23 protein-coding genes are annotated in these 24,911 nt (G+C 65.3%); 12 read left to right on the top strand and 11 right to left on the bottom strand.

Translation table 11 applies throughout. The features are described 5' to 3' along the window. Positions 1-8: 8 nt before the first annotated feature. The 4 genes from XH84_RS27300 to XH84_RS27285 are packed head-to-tail and all read left to right on the top strand — an operon-like array spanning position 9 to position 3,880. Positions 9-950, top strand: coding sequence for an ABC transporter permease (locus tag XH84_RS27300; RefSeq protein ID WP_128922569.1), 942 nt, complete (start codon positions 9-11; stop codon positions 948-950). After that, positions 947-1,870, top strand: a complete 924-nt coding sequence (locus XH84_RS27295; RefSeq protein ID WP_128922568.1) for an ABC transporter permease — start codon at positions 947-949, stop codon at positions 1,868-1,870. Before XH84_RS27300 ends, XH84_RS27295 begins: the two co-directional genes overlap by 4 nt. A gap of 31 nt (positions 1,871-1,901) precedes the next feature. Then, the gene (locus XH84_RS27290) at positions 1,902-2,891 is read left to right on the top strand and encodes an ABC transporter ATP-binding protein (protein WP_164936641.1); all 990 of its coding nucleotides are present in this window, start codon (positions 1,902-1,904) and stop codon (positions 2,889-2,891) included. Further along, complete coding sequence (locus XH84_RS27285; protein WP_128922566.1) at positions 2,888-3,880, top strand: ABC transporter ATP-binding protein; 993 nt, start codon at positions 2,888-2,890, stop codon at positions 3,878-3,880. Before XH84_RS27290 ends, XH84_RS27285 begins: the two co-directional genes overlap by 4 nt. A 91-nt stretch (positions 3,881-3,971) precedes the next feature. Here the strand turns inward: XH84_RS27285 and XH84_RS27280 are convergent, their stop codons facing one another. The 11 genes from XH84_RS27280 to XH84_RS27230 form a co-directional block, all read right to left on the bottom strand. After that, complete coding sequence (locus tag XH84_RS27280; RefSeq protein ID WP_128922565.1) at positions 3,972-4,259, bottom strand: YciI family protein; 288 nt, start codon at positions 4,257-4,259, stop codon at positions 3,972-3,974. Positions 4,260-4,330: 71 nt separating this feature from the next. Continuing rightward, a complete protein-coding gene (locus tag XH84_RS27275; protein ID WP_128922564.1) occupies positions 4,331-5,305 on the bottom strand; it encodes a sugar ABC transporter substrate-binding protein in 975 nt (324 codons plus the stop codon). A gap of 43 nt (positions 5,306-5,348) precedes the next feature. Next, positions 5,349-6,326, bottom strand: a complete 978-nt coding sequence (locus XH84_RS27270; RefSeq protein ID WP_128922563.1) for an ABC transporter permease — start codon at positions 6,324-6,326, stop codon at positions 5,349-5,351. Next, on the bottom strand, positions 6,323-7,273 hold the full coding sequence (locus tag XH84_RS27265) for an ABC transporter permease (RefSeq protein ID WP_128922562.1): 951 nt from the start codon (positions 7,271-7,273) through the stop codon (positions 6,323-6,325). The genes XH84_RS27270 and XH84_RS27265 overlap by 4 nt, the downstream gene beginning before the upstream one ends. After that, positions 7,266-8,789 carry a sugar ABC transporter ATP-binding protein gene (locus XH84_RS27260; protein ID WP_128922561.1) on the bottom strand — a complete coding sequence of 508 codons (1,524 nt, stop codon included), beginning with the start codon at positions 8,787-8,789 and terminating at the stop codon, positions 7,266-7,268. The genes XH84_RS27265 and XH84_RS27260 overlap by 8 nt, the downstream gene beginning before the upstream one ends. Then, a complete protein-coding gene (locus XH84_RS27255; protein ID WP_128922560.1) occupies positions 8,786-10,180 on the bottom strand; it encodes an FAD-linked oxidase C-terminal domain-containing protein in 1,395 nt (464 codons plus the stop codon). The genes XH84_RS27260 and XH84_RS27255 overlap by 4 nt, the downstream gene beginning before the upstream one ends. A gap of 60 nt (positions 10,181-10,240) precedes the next feature. After that, positions 10,241-11,125, bottom strand: a complete 885-nt coding sequence (locus XH84_RS27250) for an intradiol ring-cleavage dioxygenase (RefSeq protein WP_128922559.1) — start codon at positions 11,123-11,125, stop codon at positions 10,241-10,243. Between the two features lie 15 nt (positions 11,126-11,140). Then, positions 11,141-12,043 (bottom strand): NAD(P)-dependent oxidoreductase, encoded by a 903-nt coding sequence (locus XH84_RS27245; RefSeq protein WP_128922558.1) that lies wholly within the window; start codon positions 12,041-12,043, stop codon positions 11,141-11,143. Between the two features lie 20 nt (positions 12,044-12,063). Next, complete coding sequence (locus XH84_RS27240; RefSeq protein WP_128922557.1) at positions 12,064-13,428, bottom strand: amidohydrolase family protein; 1,365 nt, start codon at positions 13,426-13,428, stop codon at positions 12,064-12,066. A 4-nt stretch (positions 13,429-13,432) separates the two neighbouring features. Next, positions 13,433-14,512 carry a maleylacetate reductase gene (locus XH84_RS27235; protein WP_128922556.1) on the bottom strand — a complete coding sequence of 360 codons (1,080 nt, stop codon included), beginning with the start codon at positions 14,510-14,512 and terminating at the stop codon, positions 13,433-13,435. After that, positions 14,509-14,832, bottom strand: a complete 324-nt coding sequence (locus XH84_RS27230; protein WP_128922555.1) for a Dabb family protein — start codon at positions 14,830-14,832, stop codon at positions 14,509-14,511. Before XH84_RS27230 ends, XH84_RS27235 begins: the two co-directional genes overlap by 4 nt. Before the next feature lie 108 nt (positions 14,833-14,940). Between XH84_RS27230 and XH84_RS27225 the strand changes: the two genes are divergently transcribed. The 8 genes from XH84_RS27225 to XH84_RS27190 all read left to right on the top strand — a co-directional run bounded on the left by XH84_RS27225 (position 14,941) and on the right by XH84_RS27190 (position 24,887). Further along, entirely contained in the window at positions 14,941-15,864 is a 924-nt protein-coding gene (locus XH84_RS27225) for a LysR family transcriptional regulator (RefSeq protein ID WP_128922554.1), read from the top strand. Positions 15,865-15,877: 13 nt separating this feature from the next. Next, positions 15,878-17,323 carry a xylulokinase gene (gene xylB / locus XH84_RS27220; RefSeq protein WP_128922553.1) on the top strand — a complete coding sequence of 482 codons (1,446 nt, stop codon included), beginning with the start codon at positions 15,878-15,880 and terminating at the stop codon, positions 17,321-17,323. A 140-nt stretch (positions 17,324-17,463) separates the two neighbouring features. Beyond that, positions 17,464-18,987: a sugar ABC transporter ATP-binding protein gene (locus tag XH84_RS27215; protein WP_128922552.1), complete on the top strand. Its 1,524-nt coding sequence runs from the start codon at positions 17,464-17,466 to the stop codon at positions 18,985-18,987. Beyond that, the gene (locus XH84_RS27210; RefSeq protein ID WP_128922551.1) at positions 18,980-20,020 is read left to right on the top strand and encodes an ABC transporter permease subunit; all 1,041 of its coding nucleotides are present in this window, start codon (positions 18,980-18,982) and stop codon (positions 20,018-20,020) included. Before XH84_RS27215 ends, XH84_RS27210 begins: the two co-directional genes overlap by 8 nt. A gap of 122 nt (positions 20,021-20,142) precedes the next feature. Next, the gene (locus XH84_RS27205) at positions 20,143-21,090 is read left to right on the top strand and encodes an ABC transporter substrate-binding protein (protein ID WP_164936640.1); all 948 of its coding nucleotides are present in this window, start codon (positions 20,143-20,145) and stop codon (positions 21,088-21,090) included. Positions 21,091-21,261: 171 nt separating this feature from the next. Further along, positions 21,262-21,729 carry a MarR family winged helix-turn-helix transcriptional regulator gene (locus XH84_RS27200; RefSeq protein WP_128922549.1) on the top strand — a complete coding sequence of 156 codons (468 nt, stop codon included), beginning with the start codon at positions 21,262-21,264 and terminating at the stop codon, positions 21,727-21,729. A gap of 46 nt (positions 21,730-21,775) precedes the next feature. Next, positions 21,776-23,485 carry an FAD-dependent oxidoreductase gene (locus tag XH84_RS27195; protein WP_128922548.1) on the top strand — a complete coding sequence of 570 codons (1,710 nt, stop codon included), beginning with the start codon at positions 21,776-21,778 and terminating at the stop codon, positions 23,483-23,485. A 76-nt stretch (positions 23,486-23,561) separates the two neighbouring features. After that, entirely contained in the window at positions 23,562-24,887 is a 1,326-nt protein-coding gene (locus XH84_RS27190) for an MFS transporter (protein WP_128922547.1), read from the top strand. The last annotated feature ends 24 nt before the right edge of the window (positions 24,888-24,911 follow it).

Raw genomic sequence — 24,911 nt, 5'->3', positions numbered from 1 at the left:
GAGGCCAGATGCTCTCCTTCATCCTCCGTCGCATCGTCGCGACCCTTCCGGTCATGGCTATCGTCGCGCTGTTCGTGTTCAGCCTGCTCTACATCGCGCCGGGTGATCCTGCCGTGGTGATCGCTGGCGACCAGGCGAGTCCGGAGGATGTGGAGCGCATCCGCCAGAGCCTCGGTCTCGACCGACCCTTCCTGATCCAGTTCGGTGGCTGGGTCTGGCGCATCCTGCACGGCGATCTCGGCACCTCGATCTTCACCAACCTGCCGGTGTCGGCGATGATCGGACAGCGCCTCGGACCGACGCTGTCGCTGATGATCGTCACGCTGCTGCTCACGATCGCGGTGGCGGTGCCGCTCGGCGTCGTGGCGGCGTGGAAAGCGGGCAGCCTGATCGACCGCGTCATCATGGGCTTTGCCGTGTTCGGCTTCTCGCTGCCTGTCTTCGTGGTCGGCTATATGCTCGCCTACATCTTCGCGCTCGAGCTCGAATGGCTTCCGGTGCAAGGCTACACGCCGCTCAGCTCAGGCTTCTGGCCGTGGCTCGAGAACCTGATTCTGCCGGCAATCGCGCTCGGTTGTGTCTACATCGCGCTGGTCGCACGCATCACCCGCGCCGCCATGCTCGAAGTGTTGCAGCAGGACTATATCCGCACCGCCAAGGCCAAGGGCCTCGGGCAGGGCGGCATCCTGTTCATTCACGCGCTCAAGAACGCGGCGGTGCCGATCGTGACGGTGATCGGAATCGGCATCGCGCTCCTGATCGGCGGTGCGGTCGTGACGGAGAGCGTGTTCGCGATTCCCGGCCTCGGCCGGCTCACGATCGACGCGATCCTGCGGCGCGACTATCCCGTCATCCAGGGCATCGTGCTGCTGTTCAGCTTCGTCTACGTCCTCGTCAATCTGATGATCGACGTCATCTACACGCTCGTTGACCCGAGGATCCGCTATTGACCGACACGACCGTCGATCCGCAATCGCTTCCCACCGGCCTCGTCCTCGCGCCGCAATTGCCGGAGATTCTCCGGCCGGTCAGGATCCGACGCGGCTTCGTCGGCCTCCTCCGCGGCCATCCCACCGTCGCGATCGGCGCCGCACTGCTGCTGACGCTGGTCCTGATCGCGATTTTTGCGCCATATCTCGGGACGGTCGATCCGACCGCGCTCGCGCCAGCCAAACGCACGCGGGCGCCGTCGGCTGATTTCTGGTTCGGCACCGACGTGCTCGGCCGCGATATCTATTCGCGCGTGCTGTTCGGTGCGCGGGTTTCGCTCACGGTCGGGCTATCGGTCGCGATCTTCGCATCCGCTGCGGGGCTTGCCATCGGCATGGTCTCCGGCTTCATCCGCTGGGCCGACGGCATCCTGATGCGCTTCATGGACGGTCTGATGTCGATCCCGCCGATCCTGCTCGCGATCGCGCTGATGGCGCTGACGCGCGGCAGTGTCGGGAACGTCATCCTCGCGATCACTGTCGCCGAGATCCCACGCGTCTCGCGTCTCGTTCGCAGCGTCGTGCTGTCCTTGCGCGAGCAGGCCTATGTGGATGCCGCCGTGGCCTGCGGCACGCGCACGCCCATGATCATTTTGCGCCACATCCTGCCGAACACGGTTGCGCCGATGCTGGTGCAGGCGACCTATATCTGCGCCAGCGCCATGATCACCGAGGCGATCCTGTCCTTCATCGGCGCCGGCACGCCGCCGACCATTCCATCCTGGGGCAACATCATGGCCGAGGGCCGCGCGCTGTGGCAGGTCAAGCCCTACATCGTGTTCTTTCCGGCGGCCTTCCTGTCCATCACCGTGCTCGCGGTGAACCTGCTCGGCGACGGCCTTCGCGACGCGCTCGACCCGCGCATGGCCAAGAGCCTGTGATGTTGCCTGTGATGGATCGAGGCTGATCGCGATGGCATTGCTCGAAGTCGACAATCTCCAGACCCATTTCCGCACCCCCGGCGGCATCAACCGCGCGGTGGACGGCGTGTCCTTCCATGTCGACGAAGGCGAGACGCTCGCCATCGTCGGCGAATCCGGTTGCGGTAAGTCGGTGACCTCGATGTCCCTGATGCGCCTGATCCCGGAGCCGCCGGGCAGGATCGCTGGCAGCATCCGCTTTGCGGGCAAAGATCTCCTGAATCTGTCTGACCGCGAGATGCGCGCGATCCGCGGCAACGACATCTCGATGATCTTCCAGGAGCCGATGACGAGTCTCAATCCGGTCCTGACCGTCGGCCGCCAGATCCGCGAGACCCTGATGATCCATCAGGGCCTGGATAAGCAGGCCGCCGAGACACACGCGATCGAAATGCTGACGCTGGTCGGCATTCCCGAGCCGAAGCGGCGGGTGCGCGAGTATCCGCACCAGCTCTCCGGCGGCATGCGCCAGCGCGTCATGATCGCGATCGCGCTCGCCTGTAATCCGAAGCTCCTGATTGCGGACGAGCCCACAACCGCGCTCGACGTGACGATCCAGGCGCAGATCCTCAAGCTGATGCTGGATCTGAAGCGCCGGGTCGGCGCCGCGATCATCCTGATCACCCACGATCTCGGCGTCGTCGCCGAGATCGCTGAGCGCGTCATGGTGATGTATGCCGGCCGCAAGGTCGAGGAAGCGCCGGTCGCCGAGCTGTTCCGTTCGCCGCGCCATCCCTATACGCAAGGCCTGTTAGGTGCTGTGCCTCGGCTCGGCTCCTCGCTGACGGGCACCGCGAGGCGGCTGGCCGAGATTCCCGGGCAGGTGCCCGATCTGCGCAAGCCGATCAGCGGCTGCGTCTTCGCCGGCCGCTGCGCGCTCGCGACCGATCTTTGCCGTCAATACGCGCCGGGGCTCGAAGAGAAGGGCCCGCGCCACATCGCCGCCTGTCACTACGCGGCCAAGGGAGCCGTCGCGGCATGAGCCCTCCGCTACTCCAGGTCAACGATCTCAAGAAGCATTTTCCGGTCAAGGCCGGCCTGTTCAGCCGCAAGTCCGAGTTCGTCTATGCGGTCGACGGCGTCTCCTTCGAGATCGCGCGCGGCGAGACGCTGTCGCTGGTCGGCGAGTCCGGTTGCGGCAAGTCGACGGTCGGTCGCGCCATCCTGCGGCTGTTCGACATCACCGCCGGACAGGTGATCCTCGACGGCCAGCGTATTGACGATGCTGCACCAAGCACGATGCGCCAGATGCGCCGGCGCGTGCAGGTCGTGTTCCAGGATCCATTCTCCAGCCTCAATCCCCGCATGCGGGTGCGCGACATTCTGGCCGAGCCGATCCGCAATTTCGGCCTCGCCAAATCCGCCGAGGATCTCGAAGTTCGCCTCACGGCGCTGATGGACACCGTGCGACTGCCGCGCGAGGCGTTGAACCGCAGGCCGCACGAATTCTCCGGCGGCCAGCGTCAGCGCGTTGGCATCGCGCGGGCGCTGGCGGCCGATCCCGAGCTGATCGTATGCGACGAGGCGGTCTCCGCGCTCGACGTTTCGGTCAAGGCGCAGATCGTCAATCTCTTGCAGGATCTCCAGAGCGAGTTCGGCCTCGCGCTCTTGTTCATCAGCCACGACCTCGCCATCGTCGAGCACATGACCCACCGCGTCGCGGTGATGTATCTCGGCAAGATCGTGGAGGTGGCGCCGCGCCGCGAGATCTTTGCCGCGCCCAGACATCCCTATACCAAAGCGCTGCTGTCCGCGGTGCCGCTGCCCGAACCTGGCGCCCAGCGCAATCCCATCATCCTCAAGGGCGACGTGCCGAGCCCGATCAATCCGCCGAAGGGATGTCGCTTCCATACCCGCTGCCCGTTCGTCTTCGACCGCTGCCGGGTCGAAGAGCCGGTGCTTCGCGCGGCCGGTCCTGAGCAGTGGGTGGCCTGTCATCTCGAAGAGGGCGCGGCGACGACGAGCAGCTAGAGGGTGAAATTCGCGTTGGAAATTCGTCAGCAAAAACAAGCCCGGTTCTACTGTGCATGGGGTTGTTTTCGCGCTTTTGATGGGGCTGATCTCAACCCTGCCGGCGCAGGAAGCCCGTGATCGTGACCTTTTCCCAGATGCCGGCGGCGGCAAACGGATCGGCGCGATTGAAGGTCTCGACCTCGGCGCGGCCGGGCGCCTCGACCAGGAACAGGCTGCCCATCATCGTCTGGCTGTCGTCGGAGACGAGCGGCCCCGACATTACGATCTTGACGCCGAAGCGCGAGGTATCGCTCAGAAACGCCTTGTGCGCATCGTAATTGGCGAGCCGGGTCGGCAGCGCGCCGGCGCGGTCGACGGCGTGAATGGCGAACAGCATGGGGTCTCCGTTTCTTGACCTTGGTTCTTGGGACGGCCGCCGAAGCGACCGCCCGGATGTGATGGATGAGCTTACTTGGCCCCGAGCTTGCTGGCGTCCTCGAAGGTCGGGCAGGTGCGCTGCTCCAGCGGCACGTCGAACGGCTGGTAATTGTCCTTGGTGATCACGGTCGGCTTCAGCACGATCTCGGCGATGACCGGCTGATTGCGCAAAGCGCGGATCGTCATCATGGTGCCGAGGCAGCCTTGCGCAAATCCGTTGTAGTCGCCGCTCGCGAGCAGCTTGCCGGACTTGATCGCGTCGATCGCCTCCTTGGTGCCGTTGATGCCGATCACCTGCGCCTTGCGGTTGGCGCCGTCGAGCGCCTCGATCGCGCCGACGGCCATGGCGTCGTTGGCGGCAAGCACGCCGTCGATCTGCGAATTCGACTGCATCAGGTTCTCCATGACCTGGAGCGCCTGCAGCCGCTGGTAATTGCCCGGTTGCGAGGCCAAGAGCTTGGCGCCGGGCGCCTCCTTCAGCGCGTCGTTGAAGCCGCGGACGCGGTCGACATTGGTCAGTGATCCCTTGACGCCCTCGATGATGACGATGTTGCCCTTGCCGCCGAGCGTCTTGAGCAGAAAGCGCGCGGTCTCCAAGCCAAGGCTGTAATCGTCGGCGCCGACGAAGGACAGGAATTTTCCGCCGGCGGAACGGTCGGTGATGTTGACGACGGGAATCTTGGCCTCGTTGATCTTCTCGACGCCCGGCACCATCGCCTTGTAATCGACCGGCGTGAACACGATCGCGCTCGGCTTCTTCACCACGACGTCCTCGATCTGGCTGAGCTGCTCGGGGATCGAATCCGGCTTGGTCGGGATGTATTGCAGCGTCTTCGCGTTCAGCGCCTTCGCCATGTTGTCGGCGCCGACCCGCACCGTCTGGAAGAACGGGTTGGTCTGGTTTTTGGTGAAGACGGCGATGGTCTCGCCGTCGGCGCGCACCTCGCTGGTGAGCGCAGCCGCCATCAGCAGCGGCAGCGCAAGGTAACCCAGTTTCTGTTTCATATTGCCTCCATCCCTCGTTTTGCTTGTTGGAACGCTTAGAAACTCATTGCGTGCGCCGGCGCGTCTTCATGTCGAGCCAGACCGCGAGAATGACGATGATGCCGGTGACGAGCGGCTGCCAATTGGCGCTGACCGAGAGCAGGTTCATGCCGTTCAGCACCAGGGTCAGGATCAGCGCGCCGATGAAGGTGCCGAACACGGTGCCGACGCCGCCGAACAGCGAGGTGCCGCCGATCAGCACCGCCGCGATCGCGGGCAGGGTCAGGCTTTCGCCGATGTCGGCTTCGGCTGAATTGAGCCGCGACAGGAAGATGATCGAGGCGAGGCCGGCCATGATGCCGGAGACGGCGTAGACCAGTAGCAGGCGCCGCGCCACCGGAATGCCCGAGAGGCGCGCCGCGACCGGATTGGCCCCGATCGCATAGATCTCCTGGCCCCAGATCGTGCGCTGCGCGAACAGCGTCCCGATTCCGAGAAACACCAGCAGCAGATAGACCGGAATCGGCAGGCCGAACAGATAGCCGCTGCCGATCTGGCGGAAGCCTGCCGGAAAGCCGTGCAGCGTCTCGCCCGCCATGTACCAATAGGTCAGGCCGTTCAGCACCCAGAGCATGCCATAGGTGGCGATGAAGGAGGGGATGCGCAGCGCCGTGACCATGATGCCGTTGAGGAGGCCAACGAGCCCGCCGCAGGCGAGCCCGGTGAGGATGCCGAGCGCCGGCGAGCCGGTCTTGTGGATCACGGTGCCGGCGATGCAGGCGGACAGCGCGACATTGGCACCGACGGACAGATCAAGGCCCGCGGTCAGCACCACCAGCGTCAGGCCGGAGGCGATGAAGAAGGTCAGGCTGGCCTGGCGGAGCACATTGAGGATGTTGCCGAGGCTCAGGAAGGAATCGCTGAGCACGGCAAGCACCGCGCAGATCAGGAGTGCAGCGAGCAGGCGGTAGAACACCTGGATCGCGTCCTGCGACAGGAAGGAGCGGGGCGGCATGATCGCCTCTTTGGTGATGTCGGTCATGCGCGGCTCCTGAGACCATCGAGGAACAGCGCGACGATGACGAGCACGCCGACGCTGGCGACCTGCACCGAGGACGGCAGCGAGATCAGGTTGAGCCCGTTGCGGAGTACGCCGACGGAAAGGACCCCGAGCAGGGTGCCGAGCAGCCAGCCATTGCCGCGCTCGAACGAGGTGCCGCCGACGGCGACGGCGGCGATGGCATCGAATTCCAGGCCGAGGCCGGCGGTGGGGTGCCCGGAATTCATCCGCGCCGTCATCAACAGGCCAGCGATGCCCGCCATGGCGCCGCCGATCGCGTAGACCGCGATCAGCAGCCTGCTCGGCGACAGACCGGCATAGCGCAAGGCTTCGCGGTTGCCGCCGAGCGCGAAAATGTAGGTGCCGAAGCGGGTGTGATAGAGCAGGCCGTGGAACGCTGCGTAGGTGACCAGCGCCATCACGATCGGCACGGGTATGCCAAGCAGCGTCGCCGAATAGATGTCGCGCACGCTGTGAGGGATGCCGACCACGCTCTGGCCGTCGCTGACGATCAGCGACAGGCCTTGCGCCATGCCGAGCGTGCCCAACGTCGCGACGAACGGCGGAATGCCCAGGATCGCGACCAGCCAGCCGTTGACCGTGCCAAAGGCCGCACCGACCAAGAGGCCGGCGCCCAGGCCCAGCAGCATCGACTTGGTCGCAAGCGAGACGATGGCGACGCAAAGCGAGGTCAGCGTCAGCACCGCGCCCATCGACAGGTCCAGCCCTTCGGTCATGATGATCAAGGTCATCGGCAGGGCGAGCATGGTCAGGATGGTCGACTGCACCAGCACGTTGGAGAGGTTGGCGACCGACAGGAAGCCGGGCGCGATCGCGCCGAACAGGGCGATGAGCAGCACCAGCACGATGGCAACGCCGGGAATGCGTTGCAGCGGATGGGGTTCTGAAGCGACCGCGGCCTCACGCATGATGCATCCCCAGTCGCACGATGTTTTCCTCGGTCAGTTCGTTTCGCGTCAGATGCCCGGCGATGCGACCCTCGCGCATCACATAGGCGCGGTCGCAAACGTGGCAGATCTCGATCTGCTCGGACGAGATCATCAGCGCGGCCGCGCCTTCGGCGACGAGGCGGTCGATCAGCGCAAAAATCTCGGACTTGGCGCCGATGTCGATGCCGCGCGTCGGCTCGTCGAAGATGAAGAGTTTTGAGCCGGCCGCCAGCCATTTTCCGATCACGACCTTCTGCTGGTTGCCGCCGGAGAGCAGGCCGACGGTCTGGCGCGGGCTTGGTGTCGCAATGCGCAGTTGCCGGATCAGGCCATCGGCGGTGCGCTGGGCCGAGCGTTGGTCGAACAGGCCGCTCGGAAAGAGTTTCCTCAGCGTCGAGACCACCAAATTGTCGCTGACCGTCCGCAGCAGCGCGAGACCCTCGCTCTTGCGGCTCTCCGGGATCAGCGCGATGCCGCGGCGGGCAGCGAGGTCCGGCTCGCCCGAGATCGTCTTGCCGTCGAAGATGATCTCGCCTGACGTCACGGGATCGGCGCCGAAGATGGCGCGCGCGACCTCGCTGCGGCCGGAGCCGACCAGGCCGCACAGGCCGACGATCTCGCCCCGGCGAACCTCGATGTTGATGTCGGAGATGCCGGTCGGCGCGGTCAGGCCCTTGACCTCCAGCAGTACCTCGCCCGGCTTGTCGGCAAAGTGGCGCGGATAGGTCATGTCGACGTTGCGGCCGACCATCATGCGGACGAGCTGGTCCGGCGTGACGTCGGCGGGCCTGACGCCGTCGATGCGGCGGCCGTCACGCAGCACAGTGATGCGATCTCCGATGGCGAACACCTCGGCCATGCGATGCGAGATATAGACGATGGCGACGCCGTCGGCCTTTAGTCGCGCGATCAAAGCGAACAGCAGCTCGGTCTCGCGGTCGGACAGTGCCGCGGTCGGCTCGTCCATGACGAGAATGCGGGCGTCCTGGCTGATCGCTTTCGCGATCTCGACCATCTGCTGCTGCGCCACACCGAGCTTGTCGACGATGGTGGAGGGATCGATGTCGAAACCGATCGTATCGAGCACGCGCTTGGCATCGGCCAGGATCTTGCGGCGGTCGATGGTGCCGGGGACGCGTCCCCCCGGCTCACGTCCAAGGAAGATGTTCTGGGCGATGTCGAGATAGGGGACCAGCGAGAATTCCTGGAAGATCACGGCAATGCCGAGCTTCTGCGCATCCGCGGTCGATGAGATCGCGACGTTCTCGCCCTTGTAGAAAAACTCACCGGCGTCAGCGCGATAGGCGCCGCACAGCACCTTCATCAGGCTCGACTTGCCGGCGCCGTTCTCGCCGAGCAGCATGTGCACTTCGCCGGGGTAGACGGCAAAGGACACGTCATCCAGCGCCTTGACGCCGGGGAATTCCTTGCGGATGCCGCGAAGCTCCAGCAGCGGCATGGGCGAGGTGACCTCGATCGGGAGCGCGTCGCTCATGCTTTGGCCCCGCTCGCAAAGATCTTTCCAGGATTCATCAGGCCATTCGGATCGAGCGCAGTCTTGATCGATCGCATCACATCGACGGCCTCGCCGAGTTCATCGGTGAGATAGTCGATCTTGCCGAGCCCGATACCGTGCTCGCCGGTGCAGGTGCCGTCCATTGCGATGGCGCGGGCGACCATGCGGGCCTGTAGCGCCTTGGCGCCTTCGGCCTCGTCCGGTTTGGCCGGGTCGATCAGGATCAACATGTGAAAATTGCCGTCGCCGACATGGCCGACGATCGGCGCGGTGAAGCCGTGCTCGTCTGCGTCCCGCCGCGTCTCGGTCAGGCATTCCGCCAGCCGCGAGATCGGCACGCAGACATCGGTGATCACCGCGCGCGCGCCGGGCCGCAGGCCCAAACCGGCATAAAGCGTGTTGTCGCGGGCGTGCCAGAGCCGGCTGCGGTCCTCCGGTGCTTTGGCCCAGGCGAAGCCATGACCGCCATGATCGGCGGCGATCGCCTGCGCGGCCTCCGCCTGCTCGGCGACTGACGCCTCGGTACCGTGGAATTCGAAGAACAGGGTAGCGGTCTCGCGATAGCCGAGCTTGGCGTAGGCGTTGATGCCGCCCATCATGACATCGTCGAGCAGCTCGATGCGGGCCACCGGGATCGCGGACTGAATCACCGAGATCGCGGTGTCGACGGCGTCATGCAGCGTGTCGAAGCTGCAGATTGCAGCCGAGATCGCCTGTGGTACGGGATGCACCTTCAGCGTGATCTCGGTGATGACGCCGAGCGTGCCTTCCGCGCCGACGAACATGCGGGTCAGGTCATAGCCCGCTGCCGATTTTCGCGCACGCCTGGCGGTGCGGATCACGCGGCCGTCCGCCAGCACCACCTCGAGCGCCATGACGTTGTCCTTCATGGTGCCATAGCGCACGGCCATGGTGCCGGAGGCGCGCGTCGAGGTCATACCGCCGATCGAGGCGTCGGCGCCAGGATCGATCGGGAAGAACAGCCCGGTGTTACGCAGCTCCGCATTGAGCCGCTTGCGGGTGATGCCGGGCTGCACCACGACATCCATATCGCTGTCGTGCACGGCCAGCACCTTGTTCATCCGCGCGAAGTCGAAGCAGACGCCGCCCGCGACGGCAGCGGCATTGCCTTCGAGCGAGGTGCCGACGCCGAACGGCACGATCGGCATGCCCGCTCCCGCGCACAGCTTGACGATCTCGACGACCTCCTGTGTGGTTTCAGGAAAGACGACGATGTCGGGCGGCAGGCTCCGGTAGTGCGACTCGCTCTGCCCATGCTGATCGAGCACGCCGCGCGCAACGCTCGCGCGCGGGCCGATCATGCCGGTGAGGCGATCGGCCAAAATGCTCGCGCTGACCTGCGGTCCCATCCTCAGCTCCCTGTCTACCCGATCGCGGACTCTTTCCGGTCCGCTGTGTTGTCGTCCGGCTTAGGCGGCTCTTGCGTTGCTCGCAACCTGCTTCAAACCGAAATCATAGTTGAGATGAAAATATTCGCGCTCCACCATGCGGCCATCCGGCGCACGGCCGGCGGGATGACGGACGAACTCCCGGATCAGGCTGTCCTTGACGCCGAACACCACGTCGCTGTCGAGATATCGGTCGCCGGCAACGAACACGTGCGTCACGAGCTGCTCGAAGCCGGGCGCCGAGATCATGAAGTGAACATGCGCGGGGCGCCAGGGATGGCGTCCCTGCGCCTCCAGCATGTCGCCGACCGGGCCGTCATGGGGGATCGGATAGGCGGCAGGCTTGATCGACCAGAAATGGAAGCGGCCATTGGCGTCGGTATGGAAGCGCGCACGCATCGCGAGATCGCCGATCTGGTCGAGCTGCTGCACGTCGTAATAGCCGTCATCGTCGGAATGCCAGACGTCGACGACGGCGCCCGCCAGCGGCTTGCCGTCGACGGTCGAGACCGAGCCGGTGACCAGCATCGGATCGCCTTCCATCGGGCCGGAGATATCGGCACCACTTTCCTTCTCCGGCGCGGCCTGCACGAAGAATGGCCCGAGCACCGTGGTCTCGGTCGCGCCTTCCGGTACCGGATGGTTGATCGCATCGACCAGCATGGAGACGCCGAGCGTGTCCGACAGCAGGATGAATTCCTGGCGCTTGTCGTTGCACATGTGCCCGGTGCGGGTCAGGAAATCGATGCCGAACTGCCATTCCTTCTGGGTCGGACGCACCTCGCGGACAAAGGCGTGAAGATGCCGGACCAGCGCTTCGCTGACCTCTTTGATGCGTCGATCGGTTGAACCCGCGATCCGCTCCAGCACTGCCTCGGTGATCGTGTTCTCGTTGAAGTTACGCATAGGAGGCTCCGCGGATCAGAGTTTTGGCTCGCCGAGGCCGGACAGCCGCTCGAGATGCTTGACGGTGGCGATGAAATCGGTGTCGCCGTCGCCCTGCGCGACCAGCGAGCCATAGGTCTCGCGCACTTGGGCTGCGAGCTGAAGCGGCACGCCGACGGCATGGCCGGCACCAAGGATCAGGTCGAGATCCTTGGCCATCTGCTTGCAGGAGAAGGTTGACTCGAAATCGCGCGTCCTGAGCGGCGCGGTCTTGTACTTGACCATGGGTGAAGCGACCGCGCTGTCGTGCAGCACATTCAGGATGTCCTGCCAGGCGATGCCGCCCTTGCGCGCCAGTGCCAGGCTCTCCGCCATCATCGCCGCCGACACGGCGATCATCAGATTGACCGAGAGCTTTGCGTAGCGCGCTTCCTCGGCCGGCCCGAGATAGGTCTGGGCGCGGGTGAAGGCGCCGAACAGCGGTTTTGCGTTCTCGAAGGCGTCCTTCGGCCCCGAGACGAAGCAAGTTAGCGCGCCGGTATGAACGATGCTGGCGTTGCCGGAGACCGGCGCACGAAGATAGGCAATGCCACGCGCCTGCGCGCCGGCGGCGACTTCAGTGGAGGCTTCGACGCTGACGGTGCTGGTTTCGATCAGAACGGCGCCGGGTGCCATTGCGGCGATGAGGCCGGCGGAGCCAAGCAGAGCGCCGCGCAACGCAACGTCATCGGGCAGGGAGGTGACGACAGCCGCCTTGCCGCTCACGGCCTCCGCGGGCGAGGCGGCAGTCGAAATGCCTTGCGTGCGTGCCTCGTTGATCCGTGCTGCGCTCTGATCGAATGCTGTGACGGCGAAGCCAGCCTTGGCGACGAGCAGCGACATCGGCAGCCCCATCTTGCCGATCCCGATGATAGCGACATTCTTCGAAGTGTTTGTCATTGTTGTTGTCCTTGAGACGCCTAGACGGCGCGCCCCTGTCGTTCGATGTCCTGCACCAGCCGCCGGCCGGACTGCGCCAGAAGTTGTTTCTTCGTTTCAAGCCCCTCGACCAGCAGCTGGCCGTTCCGCTTCTTCCAGGCGCCGCCGATCATGACGGACTCGATGTTGGCAAGGCTCGTCTGCATCACAACGGTGGCGACGGGATCGTGCACCGGGTGGAGATTGAGATCGCTGGCGTTGATGATGACGAGGTCGGCGAGCTTGCCCGGTGTCAGCGATCCGATCTGGTCTTCGCGGCCGAGCATGCGGGCGCCTTCCGTCGTGATCCAGCGCAACGCCTCGCGCACCGGGATCGTGGTCGTCGCTGGAATGGTGCCGCTGGTCTTGCGCGATTCCGCATTGTCGAGCGCCCGCTGCATCGACAGCGCGACGCGGGCGGCCGAGAAGAGATCGCTGGCCAGAATGGATTCAAGGTCGATGCCGATGGTCGGGCGGACGCCGCGCTTGAGCAGCCGGCCGGTGATCGGGAAGCCATGGCCCTGGATCATCTCGTTCTCCGGCGTCACCGAGAACGACACGCCGAGATCGACGAGACGATCGAGTAGATCATCAGGCAGGTCGTTGCCATGGACGATGTTGATGCCGGGGCCGACGAGGCCGGCCTCGATCAGCTTTTCCCAGCCGCCCGGGGTCTTGGCCGGACCGCCGCCCTGATGCATCGATGCGGTCAGGTTCAGCTCCCGCGCCAAACGAAAATCGTGCATGGCAACGTCGAGCGTCGAATAATGCGGGCCGAGAATGGCGAGTCCCAGCGTGACGAGGCCGTCGCGGTCGGCGAGGAGGCCTGCCAGCAGCCGCTCGACCTCGCGGCGCGGATGCGGCACTTCCGAGAAATGTGGCTCGCCCGGCTTCGGCTCGGGTTTTGGCGAGCCGTGGAAGAAGGCCGCGCGGATGCCGCTCTCAATCAGGCCGCGGACCGCAGCGTCGGTATGATCAGGCGTCGGATTGTTGTGGCACCAGTCGACCAGCGTGGTGGTGCCGCAATTGATCTGATTGAGCGCGCCGACGAGCGTTGCGATATGGATGTCCTCGGGCCGGAATACGGTGGCAAGTCCAGCATGCATGCGGCGGAAATATTCCAGCAACGTCCAGTTGGCAGCAAAGCCGCGCAAGCCTGTCTGCCAGGTGTGCATATGCGCGTTGATCAGTCCGGGAATGACGATGCGGCCCTTGCCGTTCACGATCTCCGTGTCGGCTGCGACGTGGATCGAAGGCCGCACGTCGGCGATGCGGCTGCCCTCGACCAGCACGTCGCCGGTCGCGAGGTCGCCGATCGCGTCATCCATGCTGATGACGATGGCGGATCTGATCAGTGTGCGCCGCATCGCGTCAAGCCACAGCTTTGATGGAGGCCGGCGGCTCGCCGGCCCAGGCGCGTGCGATCAGGTCGCGAATGGCGTTGCGGTCGAGCGGGCGCGGATTCCAGTAGGCATTCGTCACCGCGAGATCGGCCGCCTTGTCGATGCCGCTTTCGGGCATGCCGACGTCGCGCAGCGCCAGCTTCGCGCCCAGCCGCTTGGCGAGATCGTAGAGACCTTGCGGTGCGTCAGCCGCGCCGATCGCCCGCGAGATGCGCGCCATCGCCTCGGGCACGGCCGGGGCGTTGTAGGCAAGCGCGTGCGGCAGCACGATGGTGTGCGTCTCGGCATGTGGCAGATCGAAAGTGCCGCCGAGCGTGTGGCAGAGCTTGTGATGCAGCGCCATGCCGACGGTGCCGAGGCAGACGCCGCACAGCCAGGCGCCATAGAGCGCTTCGGTGCGGGCCTCGCGATCGTCGCTCCTGGCGGCGATGGCGGGCAGGGCGCGTGCCAGCGCACGGATGCCTTCCTCGGCCATCAGCGATGTCACGGGATTGGCGTCGCGTGCATACAGCGCCTCGACCGCATGGGCGATCGCGTTGATGCCGGATGTTGCGGCGAGACGCGTCGGCAGCGTCAGGGTCAGATCGACATCGTAGATTACGGTCTCCGGCAGGATCGCCGCATCGCGCACCGTGGTCTTCAGGCCGTTCTCGGTCTGGCCGACGATCGGCGTCATCTCCGAGCCGGCATAGGTGGTGGGAATGCAGAGCTGGTTCACGCCGGTGCGCAACGCCAGCGCCTTGCCAAGGCCGGTGGTCGAGCCGCCGCCGAGCGAGACGACGCAGTCGGCCTCGCACGCCTTCATCGCCGCGAGCGCACGCTCGGTGACCTCGACCGGCGTGTGCATGGTCGCGCCGGGAAAGATGCCGGCATAGAGCGGGCCGAGTGCAGCACCAAGGCTCTTGCCCTGCGCCTCCTGCTGCGGCGTCGTCAGCACCAGCGCGCGTGTGCCGCCGAGCCGCTCGACCTCGGCCTTGGCGCTCGCCAACGTTCCGCTGCCGAACACGACGCGGCAGGGCAGGTTTTCAAAAGTGAACGAACCGATCATGCGCCGGTCTCTTTGATGGGATAATCAACCTGGAAGCGCCCGATCCGCAAGTCGCCCAATGCCTCGCGGACCCGCAGATGCTCTGGATGGTTGGCGTAGGCGCTGAGCGCGGCTTCATCGGTGAATTCAGAGAACAGGACGACGTCGCAGGCGTAATCGACCGCACTGACATCCATGCCGACTTCGATATGGGTGAGGCCGTCGATGCGGCCCTTGAGGCCCTCGAACAGGGTCTTGACCTTGATCCGGGCGGCCGAGCGCTCCTCTTGGGTCTCCCCGCGCAGCCGCCACATCACGATGTGCCTGATCGGGCCCGACATTTCCCTGCTTCCTCGCCTGCCATTGTGCTTTTGTTGGCATTATTTTGCCTTGCAGAAATCGGAAATAAAGGTCAAAATTTGTAAGTCTCTTTTCCTAATTCCGCAAAAATGGACCGGCTACTCCAACTCGAGGTCTTCTCCAAGACTGCTGAACTCGGCAGCCTTTCCAAGGCTGCCGAAATCCTGCGGATGTCGAACGCGGCCGCGAGTCGTCATCTCAGTGCGCTGGAGGAGCGGCTTGCGATCCGGCTGATCGAGCGCAATACGCGCCGGCAATGGCTGACCGAGGCAGGACAGGAGCTGTTGCAACGCTGCAGCCCGCTGCTGAACGAGCTCGCCGAAGCCGAGGACGCCGTCTCCGACCGCGCCTTGTCGCCGAAGGGCATGCTGCGCGTCACGTCTTCGCTGTCCTTCGCGATGATCTATCTTGCGCCGATGCTGCCGGCCTTCCGCGCGCTCTATCCGGATCTCAGCGTGCAGATCATCAGTGCCAATCGGTATCTGGACTTCATCGAGGCCGGCATTGACGTCGCGATCCGCACGCGCGAGCACGAGCCGGATTCCAACATCATCGTCCGCCGCATTGGCCAGATGCACCGCGTGCTGGCGGCAGCTCCCTCCTATCTGGAGAAGCACGGCCGGCCTGAGCATCCTGCCGATCTCGCCCGTCACGACATGCTGATCTACAATCTCGCCAATGATCCCTATTCGCTGCGGCTGAGCCAGGGCAGCACGACGCAGACGGTGCGGATCGCGCCGACGCTCGACAGCAATGACGGCCAGATCATTTGCGGCGCGGCGCGTGCAGGGCTCGGCATCCTGATTCAACCGCTCTACATCGTGCAGGGCGATATCGCGGCCGGCCGGCTGGTGCCCGTCCTGAGGGACTGGCAGCTGCCGCTGCTCACCATGAACATTGCCTACCAAAACCGCGTTAGGCTGCCGGCCAAGATCAGGGTCTTCTCGGATTTCCTGGTCAGCTACATCCGCGAGCATTCGGAGCCGGGGATCTGGATCGACGCGGCGAAGTGAGTGGGAAGCATCCATGTATCTCGGCATCGATCTCGGCACCTCCGCAGTCAAGACCGTTCTCGTCGACGACGCCCAGCGCGTGATTGCAAGCGAGAGCCGGGCGCTGACGATCGCCTCGGCGCAGCCCGGTCATTCCGAGCAGGACCCCGCGCAATGGATCGATGCGACCTTCGCCACGCTGGATGCCCTGAAGGCGAGCCATGCCGGCGCGATGGCGGCGGTCGCAGGCATTGGGCTGTCCGGCCAGATGCACGGCGCCACGCTGCTCGATGCGAGCTTAAGGCCCTTACGGCCCTGCATCCTCTGGAACGACGGACGTGCCGCCGCGGAGTGTCGTGTCCTGGAGCAACGCTGGCGCGCCTTGCGCGCGATAACAGGCAACAAGGCGATGCCGGGATTCACCGCGCCAAAACTGCTCTGGATCGCGACCCACGAGCCCGACATTTTTGCAGCGACCAAGCTCGTGCTGCTGCCAAAGGCTTATTTGCGCCTGGTGCTATCGGGCGAGGCGGTCGAGGACGTCTCGGATGCATCGGGGTCGCTATGGCTCGACGCCGCGCGCCGGGACTGGTCGGACGCCGCATTAGAAGCGACCGGCCTGACGCGCGAGCACATGCCGCGTCTGGTCGAGGGCTGCGCGCCCGCAGCAAGGCTGCGGAGTGAGCTGGCGCGGCGCTGGGGCATGACCGGGCAGCCGGTGATCGCGGGCGGTGCCGGCGACAATCCGGCGGGTGCCGTCGGCATCGGCGCGATCCGGCCGGGAACCGCCTTCGTATCTTTGGGAACATCGGGTGCCCTGTTGGCACCGACCGGCACCATTGAAGCTAACCCGGACCGCGCCGTGCACACCTTCTGCCACGCCATTCCCGGCATGTGGATTCAGGCCGGCGCGATCCTGTCGGCCGCCTCCTGCCTGGCCTGGGCCGCGCGCCTGTTCGGCGTCACCGAGGCCGAGTTGCTGGCACCGCTGGGATCGCGCCCGCAGGCTCCGTCGCCGGTGAGTTTCCTGCCTTATCTCGCGGGCGAGCGGACGCCGCACGACGATCCCGCCGTGCGCGGCATGCTCGATGGCTTGAGCCATGGCACCGACCGAACGGCGATCGTGCAGGCGGTGCTCGAAGGTGTCGCCTTCGCGCTGGCCGATTGCCGCGACGCGCTCGCGGATGCCGGCATTGCGATTGCGGAAGCCGACGCCATTGGCGGTGGGTCGCGGTCGCCATTCTGGCTCTCGGTTCTCGCAAACGTGCTGAATGTTCCAGTCCATCGCTTTGCCGGAGGTGAGACCGGCGCGGCGTTCGGTGCGGCGAGATTGGGGCGACTTGCTGTCACGGGTGAGGCGATCGCCGCCGTGTGCACCCGGCCGCAGCGCATCGAGACGTTTGAACCCGACGCCGGGCTGGTCAATGCCTATGCCAAGCGGCTTCCCGCGTGGCGCGAACTGTATCGGCCGCGCCACTAGCTGGCCCAATCTGGTTTGCATACTTCGGTATACTGGCCTTCGGTATTGCCCTGCGTCGCTCGCTTTTGTTTAATGACCAAACCGCGCAGACAAGAAGGTTGAGACGCGGGTGGGAAACGCATTGTGCGTCGGGAGGCACGATGAACGATCCGATCCTCGAGATGCGCGGGGTCTCAAAATCCTTTTTCGGCATCAAGGCGCTGCGTGCCGTCGATCTCACTGTCTATGCCGGCGAAATTCATGCCTTGATGGGTGAGAACGGCGCCGGCAAGTCGACGCTGATGAAGATTTTGTCCGGCGCCTACAAACCCGATCCCGGCGGCGAGATCCGCATCGAAGGACACCCGGTACGGATCGAAGGTCCGCTCGGCGGACGCGCGGCGGGCATCTCCATCATCTATCAGGAGCTGTCGCTCGCTCCCAATCTCAGCGTTGCCGAGAATATCTATCTCGGACGGGAGATATCGCGTTCGGGTTTGCTGGCGCGCGGTGTCATGCGCGAGGGCGTCGGTCCGATCTTGAAGCGGTTGGGCGCAGACTTCCTGCCATCGACGCTGGTGGCGCATCTGTCCATGGGCCAGCGGCAGCTGGTCGAGATCGCGCGCGCGCTGCACGCCAGATCAAAGATCCTGATCATGGACGAGCCGACCACGGCACTGTCGGCGGGCGAGAGTGCGCGGCTGTTCGCGCTGATCCGCCAGCTCAGGGCGGAGGGGCTCGCCATCATCTACATCTCGCATCGCATGGACGAGGTCTACGCGCTCGGCGACCGCGTCACCGTGCTGCGCGACGGCCGCCTGGTCGGCTCGCTCGACAAGCCCGAAATTCGTGCCGACACCATCGTGCGGCTGATGGTTGGGCGCGACGTCTCCTCGTTCTACAAGAAGGACCACGATCCCGACGCGGGGCGCGGGCACCCCGTGCTTGCAGCGATCGACATGGCCGATGGCCAGCGCGTCAAGGGCTGCTCGCTCACCGTGCATGCGGGCGAGGTGGTCGGGCTCGCGGGCCTGATCGGCGCCGGCCGCACCGAGCTTGCGCATCTCATCATCGGCGCGTTGCCCAAAACCTCCGGCCGCCTCGAGCTGGAGGGCCAGCCGGTCGAGATTCGCACCCCCGGCGAGGCGCTTGAGGCCGGCATCGCCTATCTGACCGAGGACCGCAAGGCGCTCGGCCTGTTCCTGGACATGTCGTGTCTGGACAACATCAACCTCGCGGTGCTCAGCCGCGATGCGAAGCTCGGCTGGTTCCTGGACCGCGACAAGGCGCGCGAGCGCGCCGACAGGGCCTTCGCAGGCCTCAGCATCCGCGCTGCCAATGTCGGCGTCCCAGCCGGTGGCCTCTCCGGTGGCAATCAGCAGAAGCTGCTGCTGTCCCGGCTTCTCGCCATCGCCCCGAAGGTCCTGATCCTCGACGAGCCGACGCGTGGCGTCGATGTCGGCGCCAAGTCCGAGATCTATTCGATCATCGACAATCTGGCCAAGGCCGGCACCGCCATCCTCGTCATCTCGTCCGACCTGCCCGAGATCATCGGCATTTGCGACCGTGTCGTCGTCATGCGGGCCGGCCACATCGCCGGCGAGGTGACGCGCGGCCCCAATTCGCCGCTGACACAAGAAGACATCATGGCGCTTGCCACGGGGATGGAGCATCTCGATGCCTGACAACGGTGCTGCGGAGATCCAGTCCGCCCCGACGACGACCAATGCTGCTGCCGCCGAGACAAAGCGCCAGCGGGTGAGGGTGCTGATCAGCGCGCTCGGCATGCTGCCGGTGCTGTTGATTCTCTGCATCGGCTTCCATTTCCTGTCCGAGGGACGCTTCTTCACCGGACAAAATCTCGGCATCGTGTTGCAGCAGGCCGCGGTGAACACCGTGCTTGCCGCAGGCATGACCTTCGTCATCCTCACCGGTGGCATCGATCTCTCGGTCGGCTCGATCCTGGCGGCCTCCGCGATGGCCGGCTTGACGCTCTCCAAGCTGCCGGAGCTTGGAGTGCTGTGGCTGCCGGCCGCGCTGCTCACCGGTCTTGGCTTCGGTGTCGTCAACGGCGCGCTGATCGCGCTGCTCCGCCTGCCGCCTTTCATCGTCACGCTCGGCTCGCTCACCGCGGTGCGTGGCCTCGCGCGACTGCTCGGCGCCGACACCACCGTGTTCAATCCGTCCATTCCCTACGCGTTCATCGGCAACGGCTCGCTGACGCTCGTTCCCGGCGTCGCGTCGATCCCGTGGCTCTCGGTGATCGCCTTGCTCGTCATCCTGGTCTCGTGGCTGGTGCTGCGCCGGACCGTGCTCGGCGTGCACATCTACGCGGTGGGCGGCAATGAGAGCGCGGCGCGGCTTGCGGGCATCAAGGTCTGGGCCGTGCTGATCTTCGTCTACGGTGTTTCAGGGCTTTTCGCCGGGCTCGGCGGCGCCATGCAGGCGGCGCGGCTTTATGCCGCCAACGGCCTGCAGCTCGGCCAATCCTACGAGCTCGATGCGATCACCGCGGTGATCCTGGGCGGTACCTCGTTCGTCGGCGGCATCGGCTCGATCTGGGGTACCCTGGTCGGCGCGCTGATCATCGCGGTGCTGTCGAACGGCCTCATCCTCGTCGGTGTCTCCGACATCTGGCAATATGTCATCAAGGGTCTGGTGATCATCGGCGCCGTGGCGCTCGATCGCTACCGGCTGCAAGGCTCGGCCAGAACATGAAAGCGCTGCCAGAACGTGAAGGGTTTGGTGCGCGCATATGAGCGCGCATGGCTCGATGCAAGCTTCCGTTGCGGCAACTGGTCTGCCGTGCCGGGGATGAAGACAGACCAGGGAGGAAGTCCATGTTGAAGACGATCATGCTCGCCGGCGCCGCGACGGCGCTTGTTCTTAGCGCCGCGCCGTCCTCCGCCAAGGAGCTCAAGTCGATCGGCGTCTCGCTGGGGTCGATGGGTAACCCGTTCTTTGTCGCGCTGTCGAAGGGCGCCGAGTTCGAGGCAAAGAAGACCAATCCCAATGTGAAGATCACGGCGGTCGGCTTCGAATACGACCTCGGCAAGCAGGTCACTCAGATCGACAATTTCATTGCTGCCGGCGTCGACCTGATCCTGCTCAACCCCGGCGATCCCAAGGCGATCGGGCCGGCGATCAAGAAGGCGCAAGCCGCAGGCATCGTCGTCGTTGCGGTCGACACCGCGGCCGAAGGCGCCGACGCCACCGTGACCACGAACAACGTGCAGGCGGGCGAGATCTCCTGCCAGTACATCGTCGACAAGCTGGGCGGCAAGGGCGACGTCATCATCGAAAACGGGCCGCAGGTCTCCGCCGTGATCGACCGCGTCGTCGGCTGCAAGAATGTCTTTTCGAAGAATCCCGGCATCAAGGTGTTGTCCAACGACCAGGACGGCAAAGGCTCGCGCGAAGGCGGCCTCACCGTCGCGCAGGGCTATCTGACCCGCTTCCCCAAGATCGATGCCATCTTCGCCATCAACGATCCGCAGGCGATCGGCACCGACCTTGCGGCGCGCCAGCAGAACCGCAGCGGCATCGTCATCACCGCGGTCGACGGCGCGCCCGATATCGAGGCCGCGCTGAAAGATCCGCAGTCGCCGCAGATCCAGGCTTCGGCGTCGCAGGATCCGTTCTTCATGGCGCGGCGGGCCGTGCAGGTCGGTGTCGGCATCCTCAATGGCCAGAAGCCGGCCTCGACCGTCGAGCTGTTGCCTTCCAAGCTCGTGACCAGGGACAACGTCGCCCAGTACAAGGGCTGGACCTCGGATCGCTCTCAATAAGTCTCTCGCCGGGAGCGCTCGATCCACGAAATCACGGGCGGCGTGTTGATCCGCGCCGCCCGTCACGTCAGACCCGCCGCGATACGCGCCGATCGGCTGTCCGAGCGCGCCAGGCCGCCTCTTGTGTTAGCTTCGCGCAACCTCGACCCGGTCGAATCGGAAGCAGATCTCGTGAAAGCCAAGATATCCGGCACCGCGTGGCGGCATGCCAATATCGGTCGCCTGCTCAACAACGCCGTGCGGCGCTTCGAAGGGCGCGTGCTCGCATTGATGAGCGAACGGGGACACGACGAGACGCGCATTGCGCATGTCAGTCTGACCCGCAATCTCGACGTGGAGGGGACGAGGCTCACCGAACTCGCCCGGCGCGCATCCATGAGCAAGCAGGCGATGGGCGAGCTGGTCGATCAATGTGCCGAGCTCGGCCTCGTCGATCGGATCGCGGACCCGACCGACCGGCGCGCCCGCATCGTCATGTTCACGCCGGCCGGACGCAAATGGCTCGACGCGTTTCGCGACGCAGTCGACATCGCCGAGCAGGAGATGCGCACCGAGCTCGGCAAGGCCACGATGGACGCGATCCTGAAGGGGCTGGCGGTCTATGGCGCGAAGTTCGACACGTTGGACGACGTCGAATAGTCAGGTTACTTGACTATATCGTCAGGCTTCCTTACCATGCAAGATAATGCTGGTAGGGAGAAGGGTCTTGGAAACACGTCTGACAGCGTCGGTGCTCATCGTGGGCGGGGGGCCTTGCGGGCTGATGCTGGCCAACGAACTCGGCCGGCGCGGCGTGTCCGCGCTCCTGGTCGACGAGAAGCCGGGTACCGCGTTCAATCCGCAAGCCAACGCGACGCAGGCGCGCTCGATGGAGCACTATCGGCGGCTGGGTTTTGCGGACGAGATCAGGCGGGAGGGCTTGCCGGCGGACTACCCGACCGACGTTGCGTATTTCACTCGCTATGCCGGTCACGAACTGGCGCGCTTTGCGCTGCCGTCGTCGTCGCGCGCGGGTGAGCTCATCAAGGGCCTATCCGGCTCCTGGAGCGCGGCAGAGCTGCCGCATCGCGTCTCGCAGAAATATGTCGAGGCGGTGCTGCGCCGCCATGCCGAGCGGCTTGCCGGAATCCAGCTCCACTATGGCCACCGGCTCGCCGGTTACACCGAAAGCAATGACGGCATCGTCGGCGAGGTCGAATGTCTCGATGACGGCAGCCGCTTTCAGGTCCAAGCCGACTTCCTGGTCGGTGCGGACGGACCGCGCTCGATCGTCCGCCAATCGCTCGGCATCGTCTATGGCGGCGAGACCGGGACGCAGCGCGATTTCATGGGCGGCCGCATGCTGGCGGTGTATCTCCGCGCGCCGGACTTCTATGCGAGCATCCCGCACGCCAAAGCGTGGATGTACAATTGCTTCAACGGCGACCGCCGCGCCTTCATGGCGTCGGTGAACGGGTGCGACGAATTCGCGTTTCACACGCAGCTTCGGCCGGGTGAAGACGAGAGCGCAATCACCATCAACGAAGCCAAGGCTGCGTTCCAGCGTGCCTGCGGCGCGCCGATTGATTGCGAGGTGCTGTCGTTCCTGACCTGGACCGCCGGTCACGCGCTGGTCGCGAACGCGATGCAGCGGGGCAGGGTCTTCCTCGGCGGCGACGCGGCGCATCTGTTCACGCCGACCGGCGGTCTCGGCTACAACACCGCGATCGAGGATGCAGTCAATCTCGGCTGGAAGCTCGCAAGTGTCGTCAAGGGCGTGAGTCCGGCGACGCTGCTCGACAGCTACGAGATCGAGCGGCGGCCGGTGGCGCTCCGCAACACCGACTACGCACGGCGGTTCGCGGACTCCCTTGGTCTCTTCGCGCCGGCGCCGGAGATCGAGGACGCCACGGACGAGGGCAGCGAGGCGCGGCGGGCGGCAGGCCTCTATCTCGAGCAGCACGCCCGGGCCGAATTCAACATCCCCGGCATCACCTTCGGCGGGCGTTACGACGGATCTCCGATCATCGTCTCCGATGGCAGCCAGCCGCCGCCCGATGCTGCGAATGTCTACGTTCCCAGCGCCTGTCCCGGCGGCCGCGCGCCGCATGCGTGGCTGGAAGACGGCGCCTCCTTGTATGACCTGTTCGGGTTCGAATGGACACTGCTCCAGTTCGGCGACACTGCGTCGGCTCACGCAGGCATGACTGATGCCGTCCGTGGGCTCGGGGTCGACTTGAAGCTCGTCACGCTGCCGGCGTCCTTGCGCGACCTCTATGACGCCGACCTCGCTTTGATCCGACCGGACCAGATCGTCGCTTGGCGCGGCAGTGCGTCGCAGGCCGGGACGATCGGGCGCGTCCTTGCCCGCGCGCTCGGACGCGATGCGAACGACGGCGCGCGGCTGGCAAGCTGACCGATTTCCGCCGCCGCACTCAACGCGGCGGTGCGCCAACGATAACAAGACGACGACAACACCGGAGGAGGACAACATGGCGACAAGAGCATTTGAGGATTACGACGATCATGCCGCCACTGCTCTCGGCGTCGAGCAGACGGCGAGCAGCCGCCGGCGCATCCTGATCGCCGGCACCATCGGCACCGCGATCGAATGGTACGATTTCTTCATCTACGGCTTGATTGCGCCGCTGGTGTTCGATCAGCTTTTCTTCCCCAAGTTCGACCAGCTCACGGCCACGATTGCGGTGTTCGCGACATTTGCCGTCGGATTCTTGGCGCGTCCGCTTGGCGGGCTCGTGTTCGGCCATTTCGGCGATCGCTTGGGACGCAAATCCGTCCTGTTGTGCACGCTGCTCCTGATGGGACTTGCGACCATGTCGATCGGACTGTTGCCAACCTACGCCAGCGCAGGCGTTATCGCGAGCGTCGCGCTCGTCGCATTGCGCTTCCTGCAGGGCTTTGCGCTCGGCGGCGAGTCCACCGCGGCAATCCTCATGGCCATCGAGACGGCGCCCGGACACCGGCGCGGCTTCTCGGCGGCGGTGATCCAGGCCGCGGGCCCCATCGGCGTCGTGCTCGCCTCGTTTGCCGCGCTCGCGATCTCGCGGCTGCCGGAGGCGGATCTGCTGTCATGGGGCTGGCGCGTTCCGTTTCTGATCAGCGCGGTGCTGGTCGCGCTCGGCGTCTATATGCGCTGGCGCATCGAGGAGAGCGCGACGTTTCGCGAGGCGGAGGAGTCCGGGGCGGTGCCGGCCGTCGAGGCCATCAGGGGACATTGGCGGCCGATCCTCATCGTGTTCTTCGCGGAGATGGCGCAGACCTCCTATTTCTACCTGACGGCCATCTTCACCATCTCTTTCGCGACACGTCAGCTCGGTGTTCAGAAGGACGTGATCACGCAAGCCGTGTTGTTCGCCAACCTCGTCGGGCTCGTGGCCATGCCGCTGATCGGGGCGTGGTCGGACCGGATCGGACGCAAGCGTCTGTTCCTGGCGGGCGTCGTGCTCGCGGCCGCCTCGATGTTCGCGTTCTACGGCATGGTCGCGAGCCGCGACACGCTGCTGATAACGGGTGCGGTGGTCCTGGCTGCGGGCGTAATCCATCCCCTGATGTTCAGCACCGAAGGGAGCTATTTCCCGGAACTGTTTCCAACCCGCATCCGCTTCACCGGCGTGTCGATCGGAAAACAGCTCGGCACGGTGCTCGGCGGCGGTATCGCACCGCTCGTCGCCACCAGCCTGTTCGCGCAGACGGGCTCGACTTACGCAATCACCGGATACTACGTCGCGCTCGCGCTCGCGGCGATGATCGCGCTCGGCTTCGCGCACGAAACCAGCAAATCGCGGCTGCTCGGCTGAGCTCGGCCAAGGCAGCAGAAGGTC

Origin of the sequence: Bradyrhizobium nanningense (assembly GCF_004114535.1) — a bacterium.
In the GTDB taxonomy this organism is placed as follows: Bacteria; Pseudomonadota; Alphaproteobacteria; order Rhizobiales; family Xanthobacteraceae; genus Bradyrhizobium; species Bradyrhizobium nanningense.
This window is presented reverse-complemented; position numbering and strand designations above follow the sequence as displayed.

Bases quoted from the DNA above. Each gene is read 5' to 3' on its own strand.
- XH84_RS27300 (WP_128922569.1), top strand. From the start codon at position 9: ATGCTCTCCTTCATCCTCCGTCGCATCGTCGCGACCCTTCCGGTCATG.
- XH84_RS27290 (WP_164936641.1), top strand. From the start codon at position 1,902: ATGGCATTGCTCGAAGTCGACAATCTCCAGACCCATTTCCGCACCCCC.
- XH84_RS27285 (WP_128922566.1), top strand. From the start codon at position 2,888: ATGAGCCCTCCGCTACTCCAGGTCAACGATCTCAAGAAGCATTTTCCG.
- XH84_RS27280 (WP_128922565.1), bottom strand. From the start codon at position 4,259: ATGCTGTTCGCCATTCACGCCGTCGACCGCGCCGGCGCGCTGCCGACC.
- XH84_RS27275 (WP_128922564.1), bottom strand. From the start codon at position 5,305: ATGAAACAGAAACTGGGTTACCTTGCGCTGCCGCTGCTGATGGCGGCT.
- XH84_RS27270 (WP_128922563.1), bottom strand. From the start codon at position 6,326: ATGACCGACATCACCAAAGAGGCGATCATGCCGCCCCGCTCCTTCCTG.
- XH84_RS27265 (WP_128922562.1), bottom strand. From the start codon at position 7,273: ATGCGTGAGGCCGCGGTCGCTTCAGAACCCCATCCGCTGCAACGCATT.
- XH84_RS27260 (WP_128922561.1), bottom strand. From the start codon at position 8,789: ATGAGCGACGCGCTCCCGATCGAGGTCACCTCGCCCATGCCGCTGCTG.
- XH84_RS27255 (WP_128922560.1), bottom strand. From the start codon at position 10,180: ATGGGACCGCAGGTCAGCGCGAGCATTTTGGCCGATCGCCTCACCGGC.
- XH84_RS27250 (WP_128922559.1), bottom strand. From the start codon at position 11,125: ATGCGTAACTTCAACGAGAACACGATCACCGAGGCAGTGCTGGAGCGG.
- XH84_RS27245 (WP_128922558.1), bottom strand. From the start codon at position 12,043: ATGACAAACACTTCGAAGAATGTCGCTATCATCGGGATCGGCAAGATG.
- XH84_RS27240 (WP_128922557.1), bottom strand. From the start codon at position 13,428: ATGCGGCGCACACTGATCAGATCCGCCATCGTCATCAGCATGGATGAC.
- XH84_RS27235 (WP_128922556.1), bottom strand. From the start codon at position 14,512: ATGATCGGTTCGTTCACTTTTGAAAACCTGCCCTGCCGCGTCGTGTTC.
- XH84_RS27230 (WP_128922555.1), bottom strand. From the start codon at position 14,832: ATGTCGGGCCCGATCAGGCACATCGTGATGTGGCGGCTGCGCGGGGAG.
- XH84_RS27225 (WP_128922554.1), top strand. From the start codon at position 14,941: ATGGACCGGCTACTCCAACTCGAGGTCTTCTCCAAGACTGCTGAACTC.
- xylB (WP_128922553.1), top strand. From the start codon at position 15,878: ATGTATCTCGGCATCGATCTCGGCACCTCCGCAGTCAAGACCGTTCTC.
- XH84_RS27215 (WP_128922552.1), top strand. From the start codon at position 17,464: ATGAACGATCCGATCCTCGAGATGCGCGGGGTCTCAAAATCCTTTTTC.
- XH84_RS27210 (WP_128922551.1), top strand. From the start codon at position 18,980: ATGCCTGACAACGGTGCTGCGGAGATCCAGTCCGCCCCGACGACGACC.
- XH84_RS27205 (WP_164936640.1), top strand. From the start codon at position 20,143: ATGTTGAAGACGATCATGCTCGCCGGCGCCGCGACGGCGCTTGTTCTT.
- XH84_RS27195 (WP_128922548.1), top strand. From the start codon at position 21,776: ATGCTGGTAGGGAGAAGGGTCTTGGAAACACGTCTGACAGCGTCGGTG.
- XH84_RS27190 (WP_128922547.1), top strand. From the start codon at position 23,562: ATGGCGACAAGAGCATTTGAGGATTACGACGATCATGCCGCCACTGCT.